Source organism: Klebsiella planticola ATCC 33531, from assembly GCF_000735435.1.
Taxonomy (GTDB): domain Bacteria; phylum Pseudomonadota; class Gammaproteobacteria; order Enterobacterales; family Enterobacteriaceae; genus Klebsiella; species Klebsiella planticola.
This window is the reverse complement of record NZ_JMPP01000067.1, coordinates 169,371-185,539: the sequence shown is the minus strand read 5'-3', so window position 1 is coordinate 185,539 and position 16,169 is coordinate 169,371. Positions and strand designations below refer to the sequence as shown.

16 protein-coding genes are annotated in these 16,169 nt (G+C 54.4%); 9 read left to right on the top strand and 7 right to left on the bottom strand.

Translation table 11 applies throughout. The annotated features are described in order from the left end of the window. The first annotated feature begins 99 nt into the window (after window positions 1–99). Window positions 100–645, top strand: a complete 546-nt coding sequence (locus GRPL_RS01340; protein ID WP_032700702.1) for an antibiotic biosynthesis monooxygenase — start codon at window positions 100–102, stop codon at window positions 643–645. Between the two features lie 24 nt (window positions 646–669). Then, window positions 670–2,538 (top strand): amidohydrolase, encoded by a 1,869-nt coding sequence (locus GRPL_RS01345; protein ID WP_032700701.1) that lies wholly within the window; start codon window positions 670–672, stop codon window positions 2,536–2,538. A 90-nt stretch (window positions 2,539–2,628) separates the two neighbouring features. Here the strand turns inward: GRPL_RS01345 and fba are convergent, their stop codons facing one another. From fba to acpH, 7 genes are all read right to left on the bottom strand, one after another. Next, window positions 2,629–3,489, bottom strand: coding sequence for a class II fructose-1,6-bisphosphate aldolase (fba, locus tag GRPL_RS01350; RefSeq protein WP_032689274.1), 861 nt, complete (start codon window positions 3,487–3,489; stop codon window positions 2,629–2,631). A 17-nt stretch (window positions 3,490–3,506) separates the two neighbouring features. Then, the gene (locus GRPL_RS01355; protein WP_032700700.1) at window positions 3,507–4,469 is read right to left on the bottom strand and encodes a carbohydrate kinase family protein; all 963 of its coding nucleotides are present in this window, start codon (window positions 4,467–4,469) and stop codon (window positions 3,507–3,509) included. Window positions 4,470–4,531: 62 nt separating this feature from the next. After that, window positions 4,532–5,923 (bottom strand): PTS ascorbate transporter subunit IIC, encoded by a 1,392-nt coding sequence (gene ulaA / locus GRPL_RS01360; RefSeq protein ID WP_004858563.1) that lies wholly within the window; start codon window positions 5,921–5,923, stop codon window positions 4,532–4,534. Window positions 5,924–5,943: 20 nt separating this feature from the next. Then, entirely contained in the window at window positions 5,944–6,231 is a 288-nt protein-coding gene (locus GRPL_RS01365) for a PTS sugar transporter subunit IIB (protein ID WP_004858566.1), read from the bottom strand. Further along, a complete protein-coding gene (locus GRPL_RS01370; RefSeq protein WP_032696557.1) occupies window positions 6,225–6,680 on the bottom strand; it encodes a PTS sugar transporter subunit IIA in 456 nt (151 codons plus the stop codon). Before GRPL_RS01370 ends, GRPL_RS01365 begins: the two co-directional genes overlap by 7 nt. 427 nt (window positions 6,681–7,107) lie before the next feature. Next, window positions 7,108–7,710 carry a peroxiredoxin gene (locus tag GRPL_RS01375; RefSeq protein ID WP_004858569.1) on the bottom strand — a complete coding sequence of 201 codons (603 nt, stop codon included), beginning with the start codon at window positions 7,708–7,710 and terminating at the stop codon, window positions 7,108–7,110. A 169-nt stretch (window positions 7,711–7,879) separates the two neighbouring features. After that, window positions 7,880–8,461, bottom strand: a complete 582-nt coding sequence (acpH, locus tag GRPL_RS01380) for an ACP phosphodiesterase (protein WP_032700699.1) — start codon at window positions 8,459–8,461, stop codon at window positions 7,880–7,882. 292 nt (window positions 8,462–8,753) lie between these two features. On the opposite strand from acpH, the gene queA reads away from it, so the two are divergent. From queA to GRPL_RS01415, 7 genes are all read left to right on the top strand, one after another. Further along, entirely contained in the window at window positions 8,754–9,824 is a 1,071-nt protein-coding gene (gene queA, locus GRPL_RS01385; protein ID WP_032689270.1) for a tRNA preQ1(34) S-adenosylmethionine ribosyltransferase-isomerase QueA, read from the top strand. A 53-nt stretch (window positions 9,825–9,877) separates the two neighbouring features. Beyond that, on the top strand, window positions 9,878–11,005 hold the full coding sequence (gene tgt / locus GRPL_RS01390; RefSeq protein ID WP_032689269.1) for a tRNA guanosine(34) transglycosylase Tgt: 1,128 nt from the start codon (window positions 9,878–9,880) through the stop codon (window positions 11,003–11,005). Between the two features lie 22 nt (window positions 11,006–11,027). Next, window positions 11,028–11,360: a preprotein translocase subunit YajC gene (gene yajC, locus GRPL_RS01395; RefSeq protein WP_004099423.1), complete on the top strand. Its 333-nt coding sequence runs from the start codon at window positions 11,028–11,030 to the stop codon at window positions 11,358–11,360. Window positions 11,361–11,385: 25 nt separating this feature from the next. Then, window positions 11,386–13,233 carry a protein translocase subunit SecD gene (secD, locus tag GRPL_RS01400; RefSeq protein ID WP_015585040.1) on the top strand — a complete coding sequence of 616 codons (1,848 nt, stop codon included), beginning with the start codon at window positions 11,386–11,388 and terminating at the stop codon, window positions 13,231–13,233. A gap of 10 nt (window positions 13,234–13,243) precedes the next feature. Further along, window positions 13,244–14,215 carry a protein translocase subunit SecF gene (gene secF, locus GRPL_RS01405; protein WP_032689268.1) on the top strand — a complete coding sequence of 324 codons (972 nt, stop codon included), beginning with the start codon at window positions 13,244–13,246 and terminating at the stop codon, window positions 14,213–14,215. Between the two features lie 114 nt (window positions 14,216–14,329). Continuing rightward, complete coding sequence (locus tag GRPL_RS01410; RefSeq protein WP_032689267.1) at window positions 14,330–15,727, top strand: M24 family metallopeptidase; 1,398 nt, start codon at window positions 14,330–14,332, stop codon at window positions 15,725–15,727. Window positions 15,728–15,802: 75 nt separating this feature from the next. Next, complete coding sequence (locus tag GRPL_RS01415) at window positions 15,803–16,168, top strand: VOC family protein (protein WP_032689266.1); 366 nt, start codon at window positions 15,803–15,805, stop codon at window positions 16,166–16,168. Window position 16,169 lies beyond the last annotated feature (1 nt).

Genomic DNA, 16,169 nt, shown 5'->3' with positions numbered 1-16,169 from the left:
ACAAGCTTGCCGCCTCGACGCAGCATGAATGATTTTATGTATTGTCATTGATGGAGAAGGGGGGAAATCCCGCCGTTCTCCGCAGCAAGGAGCCCGGTCATGACGCAACAGAAATCGGTGACCCTGGTAATAAGCCATACGCTCGACCCTGAACACGGGGAACGCTATGAGCAATGGTTAGGTAAAATTATGCCTGTCGCGGCAGAGTTTCCCGGCCATCTGGGCGCTAACGTGATTCGCCCGACCGCCGGGCAGAATTTATGGAGCGTCATTATTCGTTTTGACACCATTGAACACCTCTATGCCTGGACGCAGTCAGAAACGCGTCGCGAACTGGTCGCGGAAATTGCGCCGCTGCTCAATGAAGGCGATCGCACGGAAGTGCGGACCGAGTCGGCCTTCTGGTTCACTCCACCGGCGGCGAACGTACGCCAGCCGCTGCGCTGGAAGCAGTTTCTGATTACGCTGCTGGTGATCTTTCCCAGCACTAACCTGGTGCCCTGGCTGACCGGGATGTTCCTTCCCTCATTGCGGGGAAGCCTGCTGCTGCATTTGATAAATGATGCCTGTGTGGTCGCGCTGGTGGTCTGGTTCTGGATGCCCATCGTGACCCGTCTGTTTGCTGGCTGGTTAAAGAAAAACTGAGTCAGCCTCCTGAAGGAGAGCGTTATGTCGCAAACTGCCACACTGATCCTTACCAACGGCCGAATTCATACACTCGACCGCACTAATCCGTTGACCGAGGCGATCGCCATCGCCAACGGCAAGATCCTCGCCACCGGCAGCAGCGATCGGATCATGAGTTTTGCTGCGCAAGGGACACAGATAGTTGATCTACAAGGTCATACGGTGATCCCCGGTCTGAACGATTCCCACCTGCACCTGATCCGCGGCGGGCTGAATTATAATCTCGAGTTGCGCTGGGAGGGGGTTCCGTCGCTGGCCGACGCGCTGCGCATGCTGAAAGATCAGGCCGATCGCACGCCGTCTCCGCAGTGGGTGCGCGTTGTCGGCGGCTGGAGTGAATTTCAGTTCGCCGAACGGCGTATGCCCACCCTCGAGGAGTTGAACGAGGCGGCGCCGGATACGCCGGTATTTGTCCTCCATCTCTACGATCGCGCGCTGCTGAACCGTGCGGCGCTGAAGGCCGTGGGTTACACCAAAGAGACGCCGGATCCGGCCGGCGGTGAAATCGTGCGCGATAGCCACGGTAACCCCACCGGGATGCTGATCGCCAAACCTAACGCGATGATTCTCTATGCGACCCTGGCGAAAGGGCCGAAGTTGCCGCTGGAGCTGCAGGTCAATTCGACGCGTCAGTTTATGCGTGAGCTGAACCGGCTTGGCCTTACCAGCGCGATTGATGCCGGGGGCGGTTTCCAGAACTATCCGGAAGATTATGAAATTATTGAACAGCTGCATGCGCAAGAGCAGATGACCGTGCGTATTGCCTATAACCTGTTTACCCAGCGGCCAAAACAGGAGCTGGATGATTTCGAACGCTGGACCGATATGCTGAAACCGGGGCAGGGGACCGACTTTTTCCGTGCCAACGGCGCCGGCGAAATGCTGGTCTTCTCGGCGGCGGATTTTGAAGATTTCCTGCAGCCGCGTCCGGATCTGCCGCAAGGGATGGAAGATGAGCTGGAGCGGGTGGTACGCCATCTGGTGGAGCACCGCTGGCCGTTCCGCCTGCATGCGACCTATGATGAATCCATCAGCCGGATGCTGGATGTTTTTGAGAAGGTGAATCGCGATATTCCGTTTAACGGTCTGCACTGGTTCTTTGACCATGCGGAGACCATTACCGAGCGGAATATTGAACGCGTGAAGGCGCTCGGCGGCGGTATCGCGGTGCAGCACCGAATGGCTTTTCAGGGCGAATATTTTGTCGATCGCTATGGCAAAGATGCGGTCAAGCATACGCCGCCGGTGGCGAAAATGCTGGAGCTGGACGTGCCGGTGGGGCTGGGGACCGATGCGACGCGTGTCGCAAGCTACAACCCGTGGACCGCGCTCTACTGGCTGGTCTCCGGGCGTACCGTGGGCGGCATGGCGATGTATGACGAGAGTAACCGTCTGCCGCGCGAGGTGGCGCTGGAACTGTGGACCGCGGGCAGCGCCTGGTTCTCCAGTGAACAGGGCAAAAAAGGGCGTATTGAGAAAGATCAGCTGGCCGATCTGGTGGTGCTGTCCAAAGACTATTTCAGCGTGCCGGAAGAGGAGATCAAAGACATTGAGTCGGTGCTGACGGTGGTCGATGGCAAAGTGGTTTATGCCGCAGGGCATTTCTCCCCGCTGGCGCCGCCGCCGATTCCTGTTCTGCCGGAGTGGTCTCCGGTGGTTAAGGTGCCGGGCCACTATCGTTCCGCTCCGCCTGCGGCGGCGAAAATCGGGGCGATAGTACAGATGCACCAGTGCTGCGGCAGCTGCGGCGTGCACGGTCATCAGCATGATATTGCCCGTAAGTCGTCGGTGCCGGTGTCGGACGAACAGGCGTTCTGGGGCGTGATGGGCTGTTCCTGCTTCGCGTTTTAGCCTCTTCCAGGTTTACGCGCTCCTCAGGCCAGATCGCCGGGGGAGCGCGTAGCGCAACCATCTGCTTGTGCATCAATGATAATGCCGGACTTAGCCTCGGTTCTGAGAGCCAAATAGCTGGATCCGGCGGGCAACCATCTCGCGTACGGGCAGCAAGCCTTGCTGGATAACTTTGCGCGGATCGTTAATATCGTGGCCGTTATCGGCGGCAAACAGCGCTTTCACGGCTTCACACCAGGCGTACATATTCTCGGTGTTGACGTTAATTTTTGCCGTACCGCAGGCAATCGCTTTGCGTATATCGTCGTCAGCAATGCCAGTCCCGCCGTGAAGTACCAGCGGCACCTTGACCAGCTCTGATATGGCTTTCATTTCGGCAAAGCCGAGTTTAGCCTTCCCTTTATAAAGCCCGTGCGTAGAACCGAGCGCGGCGGCGAGGCAGTCTACCTGCGTTTCGCTGACCAGGGTAAAGCACTCCTGCGGATCGGCATAGATAACCTCAGAATTCACGATGCCATCTTCACTGCCGGCAATGGTTCCCAGCTCGGCTTCGACGGAGATGCCTCTGCTGTGCGCCAGGTCGACCAGATGGCGGGTGATCGCCAGGTTTTCCGCAAACGGTAAATGGGAGCCATCAAACATAATTGAGCTAAAGCCAGCTTCAATGGCCGCTTCACAGGCCTCGCGCGTGGTCCCGTGATCGAGATGCAAGGCGACCGGAATATCAATCTGTAGATAGTCCATCGCATTCACCACGATGTCGTGAATGCATTTCAGGCCCAGCATATGTTTTACCGTGCCGCCGGAAACGCCCAAAATAATGGGGGAGCGGAGCTGTTGCCCGGTGCTTAATACGGCGCCAACCCATTCCAGATTATTAATATTGAACTGCCCTACGGCATAACCGTCCCGTAGGGCATGCTGAAGCATGTCCTTCATAGAAACTAACATAATCACCTCGGAATTAATTATTCATCAAAATACTGCGTTAAGTTTCTTTCGTAGCTGTTTAATGCGTTATGAACAACGGCAAGATCCGGCATGGATTCACGAACACCTTTTTTCTCAATAGAGATTGCGGCGGTCAGGCTGGCAAAAAGAATAATATTATCGATATGCCATGAATAATGAACGCCGTAAGTGAAAGCACCATGAAAAACATCGCCGGCGCCGGTCGTATCGACGGCCTGACATTGCCAGGCGGGAACAATATGCAGCATCCCGCTCTTTAAAAAGGCACAGCCTTTTTCTCCAAGAGTAATAAAAGCCTCGCCCCGGCAGATTTTATTCAGTTCGAGAAGCGCTGTTTTTAGCTCTTTCTCTGTGCTCAGCGCACGGTAGCTCATATAGTCTCTGGCGAAATGTTCGCTGACGACGAAATAATCTGTCCAGGCCGCCAGTTTGATATTACTGGCGCGTAACGAACCGCCATCCATGACCACGCGGGCCGAGGGGAGTTTTTTAATTAAATACTCGCTGATTTCGGCTTCGTGACCATCAATTAACAGAGTAACCGGCTCTTCTGAAGCAATAAGGCGCTGTGCGAGATCGTCAAGTTTCAGTTTTTGATCGTAGGTCAGCGAAGGTGGCGTTTGCATTTTACGGGTAATAATGGTTCGCGAGCCCGTTAAACGGTTAACCAGCACCGACGCCAGCGGGGTGATCATCTCATCGGAAAAGACGATGTGGCTGGTATCGACTCCGGCCTGAGCAAATTCATCGACGATACGCTGACCGTAAATATCCGCATTTAGATGACCGATGTAATAGACATCCTCGCCCCATAATCCCAGCAGCCATGCGGCATTTGCCGCCGGACCGCCGCCGCTTTCAATAAAGTCGTGGCAGAAGTTTTTGGTGTTTTCCTGCGGCCACTCATTCAGAAAGAAGAACTGATCAAAACATGAAAAACCTATGGACAATATAGCCATAACTACTCCTGATAATGTCGTCAGCTGCGGGAAGAATGCTTCCCGCAGGGAAAAATGAAACCCTATTCATTTTTCTTATTCGCCGTGAGCGCTTCGTAGCTGAGCGTATCTCCTACCACGCGCACTGAGCGGAAGCAGAAAGGCACCAGCAGCGCGATGAGCAGGGCGAGGCAAATCAAATAGATGGTTATCTGGCCAAACTGGGTAAACGCATTACCGATAATGATGCCCCATACCGCGAAATCGAAATCGGCAAAGGTACTGTTCTCAAAGCCCAGGCTGCCTAAAGCCGGTAGCAACATCGCCGGCAGGAAGGCGAGGAAGATGCCGCCAATGAACGAGGCAATGACGCAGCCCCGCTTGCCGCCCAGCTTGTCGGCGAAAACGCCGGAGGTCCCGCCGCAGAAGAAATGCGGCACCATACCGGGAATGATCAGCGCCATGCCGAAGGCGCCCAGCAGCAGCATCCCGACCAGACCGCCGATAAAGGAGCTGATAAAACCGACGACCACCGCCGTTGGGCTAAACGTAAAGAACACCGCGCAGTCAACGGCCGGAATCGAATCGGGAATCAGCTTCTGGCTAATCCCCTGGAATGCCGGTACCAGATCGCCAAGGATCAGACGCACGCCGTTGTAGACGATGGCGACGCCGACGGCAAACTGCAGGCCGGTCAGGATAGAGAAGATCAGCATGTTCTGGTCAGTGATTGTCCGCAGGTATTCGGTGCCGGCCACGGCGCTACAGACAAAGTAGATAACGAACATCACGATCCCGGTAGTGACCGTGGTATCACGCAAAAAGCCCCATTTCTCAGAGATTTCGGTATCGGCGAAAGAGTTCGCCGGGTTGCCGGTTTTGCTGGCGATCCATGCGGAGATGTAATACCCCAGCGAGCCAAAGTGCCCCATCGCAATGCCGCCATCTTCGGTGACCTGCTTGGTATAGCGTTGGCCAATTGCCGGAGAGATCGCCGACCAGGAGCCGAGTAAGAATCCGCCAATCAATACCAGCATCCAGCCGCGGAATTCTGCCGCCTGCAGTACCGCCGAGAACAGACAGGCGAGGAAGAAAGAGTGGTGACCGGTAAGGAAGATATATTTATACTTAGTGCAGCGGGCAATCAGCAGGTTAAAAATAAAACCTAACAGCAATATACTCATGGTTTCCACACCCAGTACCTTCTGGGCGACGGAAACAATAGCCTCGTTGTTAGGAATAACGCCGCGAATATTAAATCCGGCTTCGATAATTCCGCCGAGCGGATTGAGGTTGGCAACGATAACCCCAGCGCCGGCGCTGAGCATTAAATAACCGAGGATGGGCTTTAAGGTACCGGTGAGAAGTTTATTTCCGGGGGAGCGCAGTGCCACTAAACCGACAAATGCGATAATCCCCATCAGAAATGCGGGTTGGCTGAATATTTCTGATAAGAATGTGAGTATAGCCTGCATGATCGTGTCCTTAATAATGATTAAGAATGAGTCGCAGCAATTTTTGTCAGAGCGTCGGTAATATCTTCAGCAATTTTTGCTTTGTGTACATAGCTGCGAATGATGGCGACCTGACAATGTGCAGGGAACTGATTGGCTAATTCTTTGATGGTGATATAGAGATCGGCTTTCTCTCCTACGGCATTGGCAAAATCAACGGAGGCGACGTCAGCTTTGATCCCTAATTCATCACATATTTTTTTGACATTGCTTGCGGCCATTAATGAACTGCCAATCCCGTTACCACAAACTGTTCTGATAACTAACATAATGACGACTCCATTTTATTGTGGATGAAATTGAATACGGCATTGATGTCATGCTCTTCGCGAAGGAACGACACAATATCTGATTCAATCAGTGCGGCGATTATCTGGATCATTTTTATATGGTTATCGGCATCGGCGCCGGCGATACCGATAATGACGCTCACCGGGTCAAACTCCTCGTGACCAAAGTGAAGCGGCTGGCGGGTGGTGATTAAAGAAAAACCGGTGCGGATGGCCCCCTTTTCGGGGCGTGCGTGGGGCATCGCCAGCCCGCTATCAATAACAATGGCGGGACCAAAATCCTTATAGACGTCGAGCATCGCGGTGATGTATTCGGGGCGACAAATTTGCTGGCGGGCCAGCAGCGTCCCGGATAATTCGATAGCCTGACTGGCGCTGGTAATGTTCTGATCAAGTGCGATTAACCGGCGATCAAAAATGATTTCCATAATCCAATCCTTAACGCATTTATTTTCTGAGTTAAATCATGACGAAATAGAACGCAGGAAATCATGGTTCAGGTCACATTTGAATTTTTAAACCTTGAAGTTGATCACAGTGGAATGATCTTTGCGTTATTTTTTAAGGGAAAATAACATTTATTATTATGTTAATTATCAATTGGTTATAATTGGAGTATGGAATTTTAAAAAAATATCAGGCGGGACAGAACAAAAATAAGAGAGAATTATTTTTTAGAAGTGCTTCGCGTATCACAAATATCATGGCAGTTTTTTACCAAAGCTTGAGTTTGATAACAAAAAAGCCGTCTGGAAAGCATGAGGGGGCGGCGACTGCGCGCGCGAGCGCAACATGTGCTGCGGCAGAAGATAAAAAAGGCCCGCATGCGCGAGCCTTTTTCTGAACATGGGCCGATTACAGGCTGGACACGTTCTCGGTCAGGTATTTAGCAACGCCTTCCGGAGAAGCAGCCATACCTTCTTTTCCTTTTTCCCACTGTGCCGGGCAAACTTCACCGTGCTCTTCGTGGAACTGCAGCGCGTCAACCATACGCAGCATTTCGTCGATGTTACGACCCAGCGGCAGATCGTTTACTACCTGGTGGCGAACGACGCCGTTAGCGTCGATCAGGAAGGAGCCGCGCAGCGCCACGCCTTCGTCCGGGTGTTCGATACCGTAAGCTTTCTGGATTTCACGTTTGATATCAGCAACCATCGCGTATTTAACCGGACCGATACCGCCCTGGTCTACCGGGGTGTTACGCCATGCGTTGTGAACGAATTCAGAGTCGAAGGAGACGCCAACAACTTCTACGCCGCGTTTCTGGAATTCTTCGTAACGTTTGTCAAAAGCGATCAGCTCAGACGGGCAAACGAAGGTGAAGTCCATCGGCCAGAAGAACAGGACGGTCGCTTTACCGTTGGTGTGTTGTTTGAAGTTGAATTTCTCAACGATTTCGCCGTTACCTAAAACAGCTGCTGCGGTAAAATCCGGAGCCTGACGAGTGACCAGAACCATATGATTCTCCTGTTAATAATAAGGTTAATTGGAACGCAACGCGGGCAAGTATAGGGACTGGTTCATGCGAACTCAACGTGACGTTGACAATCAATGAGATAGGTTTTACCTATCAATTTATATCGGAAAACGTTGTTCAGGATAGCCTTTCTGTGAGAAAGCGCAATCTTTATAGTTCGCGCCTGGCGGCCTGCGCCATCATTCGCGGATAAAAAGTCCAGAACTGCTGCTCGAGTTTATCGTAGTGCGTATCCAGATCCTGCCAGGAGTCGCGCAGGGCATCAAGGCGCGGACGACGGCTGGCCATGCCGTTGAGGACGCTCTGAATAAAGTCCATATCTTCATAGCGTTCAAGCCAGCGCTCCGACCACAAATAGGCATTGAGATTCACGAAACGCGGCGGCGAATCGGGTAATACCGGCGTTACCTGTGCCTGGGCGTAGCGGACAAACTCATTGAGCGGCATATCGGGTGAAATGCGCGCCCAGTGATACGACAGGAAGTGATCCCACATCACATCCAGCGTAATGGGCGCCACGCGGCGGGTCTGCGGGCGAAACCAGTCGCGCGCTGCTTTTACTTCCGGCAGATTATCGGTCATGACATCGATGCGCCGGTGCATAAAAATGCCGTCGACAATGTCGGCCGGGAAGTCCGACTGGGGATTGCCGCGAACGAAATCGGCCAGAAGATTGCCGGGCAGGGAACTGTCGGCGAGATGGGCTAAGTGCAGGTGTGCAAGAAAATTCATAGACCTTTTATCCTTCAAACTGCCTCTTTGTTGGCTTCAGCTACCCGGCTCATCTTTGAGCCTCGCCCTCGCGGGCCGCCACTCCGCGGCGTTCAAATCTGTTCCTGACAGATTTATCACTCACCCGGTCATAGACACCTGTCTGCTCCCGGGGACGCATTCAGCTGCCGCGTCGATGCATCTTGAATGGTTTTGTGTATAGATTATGTTATTCATCCAGAGGGGTAAAGGTTGCAGGGAGGACGCCCCGGCACTAGACTACCCGCCTCTTTATTTCGTCTGAGCCACCGTCATGCGCGTTACCGATTTTTCCTTTGAACTACCCGAATCCCTGATCGCCCACTACCCGCAGCCGGAGCGCAGTCGCTGTCGCCTGCTGTCGTTAGACGGTCCGACGGGAGCGCTGACGCATGGGACTTTCACTGATTTACTCGACAAACTTAACCCGGGCGATCTGCTGGTCTTTAACAATACCCGCGTGATCCCGGCGCGCCTGTTTGGCCGAAAAGCCAGCGGCGGCAAGATTGAAGTGCTGGTCGAGCGCATGCTTGATGACAAACGTATTCTGGCACATATTCGCGCATCTAAAGCGCCGAAGCCGGGAGCGGAGCTGCTGCTGGGCGATGATGAAAGCATCAACGCCACGATGGTGGCACGTCACGACGCGCTGTTTGAAGTCGAATTTAACGACGAACGCCCGGTACTGGATATCCTCAACAGCATCGGCCATATGCCGCTGCCGCCGTATATCGATCGTCCGGACGAAGACGCCGACCGCGAACTGTATCAAACCGTATACAGCACCAGGCCGGGGGCTGTGGCCGCGCCGACCGCTGGCCTGCACTTTGACGATATGATGCTGGAGAAGCTGCGCGAGAAAGGGATTGAAATGGCGTTTGTGACGCTGCACGTTGGCGCGGGGACTTTCCAGCCGGTGCGCGTGGAGACTATTGAAGATCACATCATGCACTCCGAGTACGCCGAAGTGCCGCAGGAGGTCGTTGATGCGGTGCTGGCGGCGAAAGCGCGCGGCAACCGGGTCATCGCGGTGGGCACCACCTCCGTACGTTCGCTGGAGAGCGCGGCGCAGGCGGCGAAAAACGACCTGATTGAGCCGTTTTTCGGCGACACGCAGATTTTTATCTATCAGGGGTATCAGTACAAAGCGGTTGATGCGCTGGTGACCAACTTCCATCTCCCTGAATCGACTCTGATTATGCTGGTTTCAGCCTTTGCTGGCTATCAGCACACCATGAATGCCTATAAGGCTGCGGTAGAACAAAAATATCGCTTTTTTAGCTACGGGGACGCGATGTTTATCACGTACAATCCGCAGGCTATTTTTGAGCGTGTCGGGGAATAACTCCGCGACATGAGTGTTTAACGTCAGACTGTTTTTCTGACGCAGGAGTTAAAATGAAATTTGAACTGGATACGACCGACGGACGCGCCCGCCGCGGCCGCCTGGTGTTTGATCGCGGCGTGGTTGAAACGCCAGCCTTTATGCCCGTTGGTACCTACGGCACCGTAAAAGGGATGACGCCGGAAGAAGTTGAAGCCACCGGCGCGCAAATTATCCTCGGCAACACGTTCCACCTGTGGTTACGTCCGGGCCAGGAAATCATGAAGCTGCACGGTGACCTGCATGATTTTATGCAGTGGAAAGGACCCATCCTGACCGATTCCGGCGGCTTCCAGGTGTTCAGCCTGGGCGATATCCGCAAAATTACCGAGCAGGGCGTCCACTTCCGCAACCCAATTAATGGCGACCCCATTTTCCTCGATCCGGAAAAATCGATGGAGATTCAGTACGATCTCGGTTCCGATATCGTGATGATCTTCGACGAATGTACGCCGTATCCGGCGGACTGGGATTACGCTAAGCGCTCGATGGAAATGTCTCTGCGCTGGGCGCAGCGCAGCCGCGACCGTTTTGACTCTCTTGGCAATAAAAATGCGCTGTTTGGCATTATCCAGGGCAGCGTTTACGAAGATTTACGTGATATCTCCGTTAAAGGTCTGGTAGATATCGGCTTTGATGGCTACGCTGTCGGCGGTTTGGCTGTCGGTGAGCCGAAGGAAGACATGCACCGTATCCTGGAGCACGTTTGCCCGCAGATCCCGGCCGACAAACCGCGCTATCTGATGGGCGTCGGCAAGCCAGAAGATCTGGTTGAAGGGGTGCGTCGCGGTATCGACATGTTCGACTGCGTCATGCCCACGCGCAACGCGCGCAACGGCCACCTGTTCGTCACCGATGGCGTGGTGAAGATTCGTAATGCGAAGCATAAAAGCGACACCGCGCCGCTGGATGCCGAGTGTGATTGCTATACATGTCGCAATTATTCACGCGCTTACTTGCATCATCTCGATCGTTGCAACGAAATATTGGGCGCGCGCCTCAATACCATTCATAACCTTCGCTACTATCAGCGTTTAATGGCTGGTTTACGTAAGGCTATCGAAGAGGGTAAATTAGAGAGCTTCGTGACCGATTTTTACCAACGTCAGGGGCGACCTGTTCCTCCTTTGAACGTTGATTAATTTTAATAATGAGGGAATTTGAATGAGCTTTTTTATTTCTGATGCGGTAGCAGCAACCGGTGGCGCGGCGCAGGGTAGCCCGATGTCTCTGATTCTGATGCTGGTGGTGTTCGGTCTGATTTTCTATTTCATGATCCTGCGCCCACAGCAGAAGCGCACCAAAGAACATAAAAACCTGATGAACTCTATCGCCAAGGGCGATGAAGTGCTGACGAATGGCGGCCTGGTTGGTCGCGTCACGAAAGTTGCTGAAAGCGGATACATTGCTATCGCGCTGAACGACACCACTGAAGTGGTTATCAAACGTGACTTCGTAGCTGCCGTTCTGCCGAAAGGCACCATGAAGGCACTGTAATCCACTTTTCCCTAAGGGAACTGCCGTGTTAAACCGTTATCCTTTGTGGAAGTACATCATGCTGGTCGTCGTTATTATCGTCGGCCTGATGTATGCGCTCCCCAACCTGTATGGTGAGGATCCGGCCGTTCAAATCACTGGCGCGCGCGGTGTCGCCGCCAGTGAGCAAACGCTGATCCAGGTCCAGAAAACGTTACAAGAAGAAAAAATTACCGCTAAGTCTGTGGCACTGGAAGAGGGCGCAATCCTTGCGCGCTTCGACACCACCGATGTCCAGCTGCGCGCACGTGAAGTGCTGGTGGACGTGTTAGGTGATAAATACGTCGTGGCGCTGAACTTAGCTCCGGCGACTCCTCGCTGGTTAGCGGCTATCCATGCCGAGCCGATGAAGCTGGGTCTTGACCTGCGCGGCGGCGTACACTTCCTGATGGAAGTGGATATGGACACCGCGCTGGGAAAACTGCAGGAACAAAATATCGACAGCCTGCGCAGCGAGCTGCGTGAAAAAGGCATCCCTTACTCCACCGTGCGTAAGGAAGACAATTATGGTCTGAGCATCGCTTTTCGCGATAGCGCCGCACGCGATCAGGCCATCTCCTGGCTGAGCCCGCGTCACCGCGATCTGGTTATCTCCACGCAGGGCGCTACCGGCCTGAAAGCGGTGATGACCGATGAGCGCCTGAAAGAAGCCCGCGAATACGCCGTGCAGCAGAACATCAACATTCTGCGTAACCGTGTTAACCAACTGGGTGTTGCCGAGCCGCTGGTACAGCGTCAGGGCGCCGACCGTATCGTGGTTGAACTGCCGGGTATTCAGGATACCGCTCGGGCGAAAGAAATTCTTGGCGCCACGGCGACGCTGGAGTTCCGTCTGGTTAACAGCAACGTTGACAGTGCCGCCGCCGCTTCCGGCCGTGTCCCTGGCGACTCTGAAGTGAAAGATACCCGTGAAGGCCGGCCGGTTGTGCTGTACAAGCGCGTGATTCTGACCGGTGACCATATCACCGACTCCACTTCCAGCATGGACGAGTTCAACCAGCCGCAGGTTAACATCTCGCTGGACAGCGCAGGTGGTAACATCATGTCTAACTTCACCAAGGACAACATCGGTAAACCGATGGCGACCCTGTTCGTGGAGTATAAAGACAGCGGTAAGAAAGATGCTAACGGTCGTGCCATTCTGGTGAAAGAGGAAGAGGTGATTAACATCGCCAACATCCAGTCTCGCCTGGGTAACAGCTTCCGTATTACCGGTATCAGCAACCCAAATGAAGCGCGTCAGCTCTCTCTGCTGCTGCGTGCGGGTGCGCTGATTGCGCCGATTCAGATCGTTGAAGAACGTACCATCGGCCCGACTCTGGGTATGCAGAACATCAAACAGGGTCTGGAAGCGTGTCTGGCCGGTCTGGTGGTCTCTATCCTGTTCATGATTTTCTTCTATAAGAAATTCGGTCTGATCGCGACCTCTGCGCTGGTGGCTAACCTGGTCCTGATCGTCGGTATCATGTCCCTGCTTCCTGGGGCCACGCTGAGTATGCCGGGGATTGCGGGTATTGTGTTAACCCTGGCGGTAGCGGTCGATGCAAACGTACTGATCAACGAACGTATTAAAGAAGAGTTGAGCAACGGACGTTCCGTTCAGCAGGCGATTGATGAAGGTTACCGGGGCGCATTCAGCTCGATCTTCGATGCGAACATTACGACGTTGATCAAAGTTATCATCCTGTACGCGGTCGGTACCGGTGCAATTAAAGGGTTTGCGATTACCACCGGTATCGGTGTGGCAACCTCGATGTTTACCGCTATCGTCGGCACCCGTGCCATCGTGAACCTGCTGTACGGCGGCAAGCGCGTTAAAAAGCTGTCTATCTGAGGAGTGCGTTGTGGCACAGGAATATACTGTTGAACAATTGAACCACGGCCGTAAAGTCTATGACTTTATGCGCTGGGACTACTGGGCTTTCGGCATTTCAGGTTTTCTGCTGATTGCTGCCATTGTCGTGATGGGCGTGCGCGGATTTAACTGGGGTCTGGATTTCACCGGCGGTACGGTAATCGAAATTACCCTCGAAAAACCGGCCGAACTGGATCAGATGCGCCAGGCGCTGCAGAAGGCGGGTTTTGAAGAGCCGCAGGTGCAGAACTTCGGCAGCAGCCGCGACATCATGGTACGTATGCCGCCGGTACATGATGCCAACATCAGTCAGGAGCTGGGCAGCAAGGTCGTTAGCGTGATTAACGAATCGACCAGCCAGTCGGCGACGGTTAAGCGAATCGAGTTCGTGGGGCCGAGCGTCGGGGCTGACCTGGCTCAAAGCGGCGCGTTGGCGCTGCTGGCGGCGTTAATCTGTATCCTGGTGTACGTTGGTTTCCGTTTCGAGTGGCGTCTTGCCGCCGGGGTAGTTATCGCCCTGGCGCACGACGTGGTCATTACGATGGGCATCCTCTCGCTGTTCCATATCGAGATTGACCTGACCATCGTTGCCTCGCTGATGTCGGTTATCGGCTACTCGCTGAACGACAGCATCGTGGTATCTGACCGTATCCGTGAAAACTTCCGTAAGATCCGCCGCGGTACGCCGTATGAGATCTTCAACGTGTCGTTGACCCAGACGCTGCATCGTACCTTGATCACCTCCGGAACCACATTGGTGGTGATCCTGATGCTGTATCTCTTTGGTGGCCCGGTACTGGAAGGCTTCTCGCTGACCATGCTGATCGGTGTCTCCATCGGTACGGCCTCATCTATCTACGTTGCGTCCGCACTGGCGCTGAAGCTGGGCATGAAGCGTGAGCATATGCTGCAGCAGAAGGTCGAAAAAGAAGGGGCGGATCAGCCGTCAATTCTGCCGTAAATCCGGCGCGTTCAGATAAAGCAATCCCGGTCGCAAGGCCGGGATTTTTTTATTACAGCCCGGCCAAATTTCGCTACTCTCCACTCTTAGCGCTTAATGAGATGGAGATTCCCCATGCCCGCCATAGTCCTTTCTGCCGTCGCCCAGCCCACCGTCTGGCACGATGTGCCTTCCGTGACGCTCAGTGATGAAACCCTACGCCAGCGTAAAGCCAGGGTGCTTGCGCAAATGCACCTGCATGGCTACGACACGCTGATCGTGTATGCCGATAAAGAGCACGGCGGGAACTTCGAATATCTCACCGGCTTTATCCCTCGTTTTGAAGAAGCCTTGCTGGTATTGCATCGCGAAGGGGAGGCGGTGCTGGTGCTGGGTAATGAAAACCTCAAGCTGGCGGCCTTTGCCCGGCTGGAAAACCGGGTGGTCCATGCGCCGTGGTTCTCGTTGCCGAATCAGCCAATGAGCAATGAAAAGAGTCTGCCTCAGCTGCTGCAGGATGCCGGTATACGCAGCGGGAGAACGCTGGGCCTGGTAGGCTGGAAGCTGTTTACCGGCAGCGCTGACGACCGCTCACAGATGTTCGATCTGCCTGCTTTTATCGTTGACGCGATTCGGCAGGCTGCGGGGCAGCAGGCGGCTGTGGCCAATGCCACGGCAATATTTATCGCGCCAGATGGCGGAGTGAGAACGGTAAATTCTGCTAATGAGCTGGCGCACTATGAATATGGCGCCAATCTGGCGTCGACGGCGATCCTCACGGCTTTGAATGCCATCGCGCCGGGAAAAACGGAAAAACAGATCGGCGCGCTGCTGGCAGCAGAAGGCCAGCCCAACAGCGTGGTAATGATTGCCGCTACCGGCGATCGCTTCGCCGATGCCCGTCTCTATCCTGGCGATAAGGCTATCCGTCGCGGCGATAAGTTTTCGCTCACCACCGGGTTTAAAGGCGGCTTAAGCAGCCGGGCAGCCTACGTGGTCGGCGATGAAACGGAGCTGGCGCCGGAGGTGGCGGACTACCTCGATGTGGTGGCGAAGCCCTATTTCCGGGCGGTGGTCAGCTGGCTGGAGAATCTGCGTATCGGGATGCGCGGCGGTGAGATGTATGCGCTGATCGAGCGGGTGTTACCGCAAGCAGAGTATCACTGGCATTTGAACCCCGGCCATCTGGTCGCCGACGAAGAGTGGCTGTGTTCTCCCATAGGGCCGGACTCCCAGGCCTGTATCCGTAGCGGCATGCTGCTGCAAATCGATATCATCCCCTCACGGGCGGGCTATGCCGGGGCCAGTATTGAAGATACCGTAGCGGTTGCGGATGTGGCGCTACGTGAGGAGCTGGCGGAGAACTGGCCGGCGCTCTGGCAGCGCATCGTCACCCGGCGGGCCTATATCCGCCAGCAGCTGGGGATTGTCCTGCCGGAGGAGGTCCTGCCGCTCTCGAATACCGTTGGCTATTTACGTCCCTGGCTGCTTGATAACGCACGGGCATTGGTTTGCACAACGCCCTCCGCGTAAAACACTCCTGACAGTATGCTGTCAGGAGCCTTGTCATACACTCCTCCTGAACCCAAACAATGGACAGGAGGATGTATGCATAATGTAATTAACTGGTTTGAAATTCCGGTCGTCGATATGGATCGTGCCATCGCGTTTTATGAGCCGGTCATGCAGGTGGCGCTTCGCCGGGAGAGCATGGATGTTGCCGAACTCGCTGTTTTCCCACATCAGGATCCGGCCACCGGCGGGGCGCTGGCAAAATTTGATGGCATCACACCGTCGCTGGATGGCGCTATCATCTATTTGCATACCCACGATCTTGCCGCCACGCTTGACCGGGTAGCCTCTGCTGGCGGGCGATGCGTTTTTGGCCCGCTGGCGCTGCCGCATGATATCGGGACTATCGCCCTGTTTACCGACAGTGAAGGAAACCGCGTCGGCCTGCACCAGCCGGCTTAAT

Bases quoted from the DNA above. Each gene is read 5' to 3' on its own strand.
- GRPL_RS01340 (WP_032700702.1), top strand. From the start codon at position 100: ATGACGCAACAGAAATCGGTGACCCTGGTAATAAGCCATACGCTCGAC.
- GRPL_RS01345 (WP_032700701.1), top strand. From the start codon at position 670: ATGTCGCAAACTGCCACACTGATCCTTACCAACGGCCGAATTCATACA.
- fba (WP_032689274.1), bottom strand. From the start codon at position 3,489: ATGTTAGTTTCTATGAAGGACATGCTTCAGCATGCCCTACGGGACGGT.
- GRPL_RS01355 (WP_032700700.1), bottom strand. From the start codon at position 4,469: ATGGCTATATTGTCCATAGGTTTTTCATGTTTTGATCAGTTCTTCTTT.
- ulaA (WP_004858563.1), bottom strand. From the start codon at position 5,923: ATGCAGGCTATACTCACATTCTTATCAGAAATATTCAGCCAACCCGCA.
- GRPL_RS01365 (WP_004858566.1), bottom strand. From the start codon at position 6,231: ATGTTAGTTATCAGAACAGTTTGTGGTAACGGGATTGGCAGTTCATTA.
- GRPL_RS01370 (WP_032696557.1), bottom strand. From the start codon at position 6,680: ATGGAAATCATTTTTGATCGCCGGTTAATCGCACTTGATCAGAACATT.
- GRPL_RS01375 (WP_004858569.1), bottom strand. From the start codon at position 7,710: ATGGTTCTGGTCACTCGTCAGGCTCCGGATTTTACCGCAGCAGCTGTT.
- acpH (WP_032700699.1), bottom strand. From the start codon at position 8,461: ATGAATTTTCTTGCACACCTGCACTTAGCCCATCTCGCCGACAGTTCC.
- queA (WP_032689270.1), top strand. From the start codon at position 8,754: ATGCGCGTTACCGATTTTTCCTTTGAACTACCCGAATCCCTGATCGCC.
- tgt (WP_032689269.1), top strand. From the start codon at position 9,878: ATGAAATTTGAACTGGATACGACCGACGGACGCGCCCGCCGCGGCCGC.
- yajC (WP_004099423.1), top strand. From the start codon at position 11,028: ATGAGCTTTTTTATTTCTGATGCGGTAGCAGCAACCGGTGGCGCGGCG.
- GRPL_RS01410 (WP_032689267.1), top strand. From the start codon at position 14,330: ATGCCCGCCATAGTCCTTTCTGCCGTCGCCCAGCCCACCGTCTGGCAC.
- GRPL_RS01415 (WP_032689266.1), top strand. From the start codon at position 15,803: ATGCATAATGTAATTAACTGGTTTGAAATTCCGGTCGTCGATATGGAT.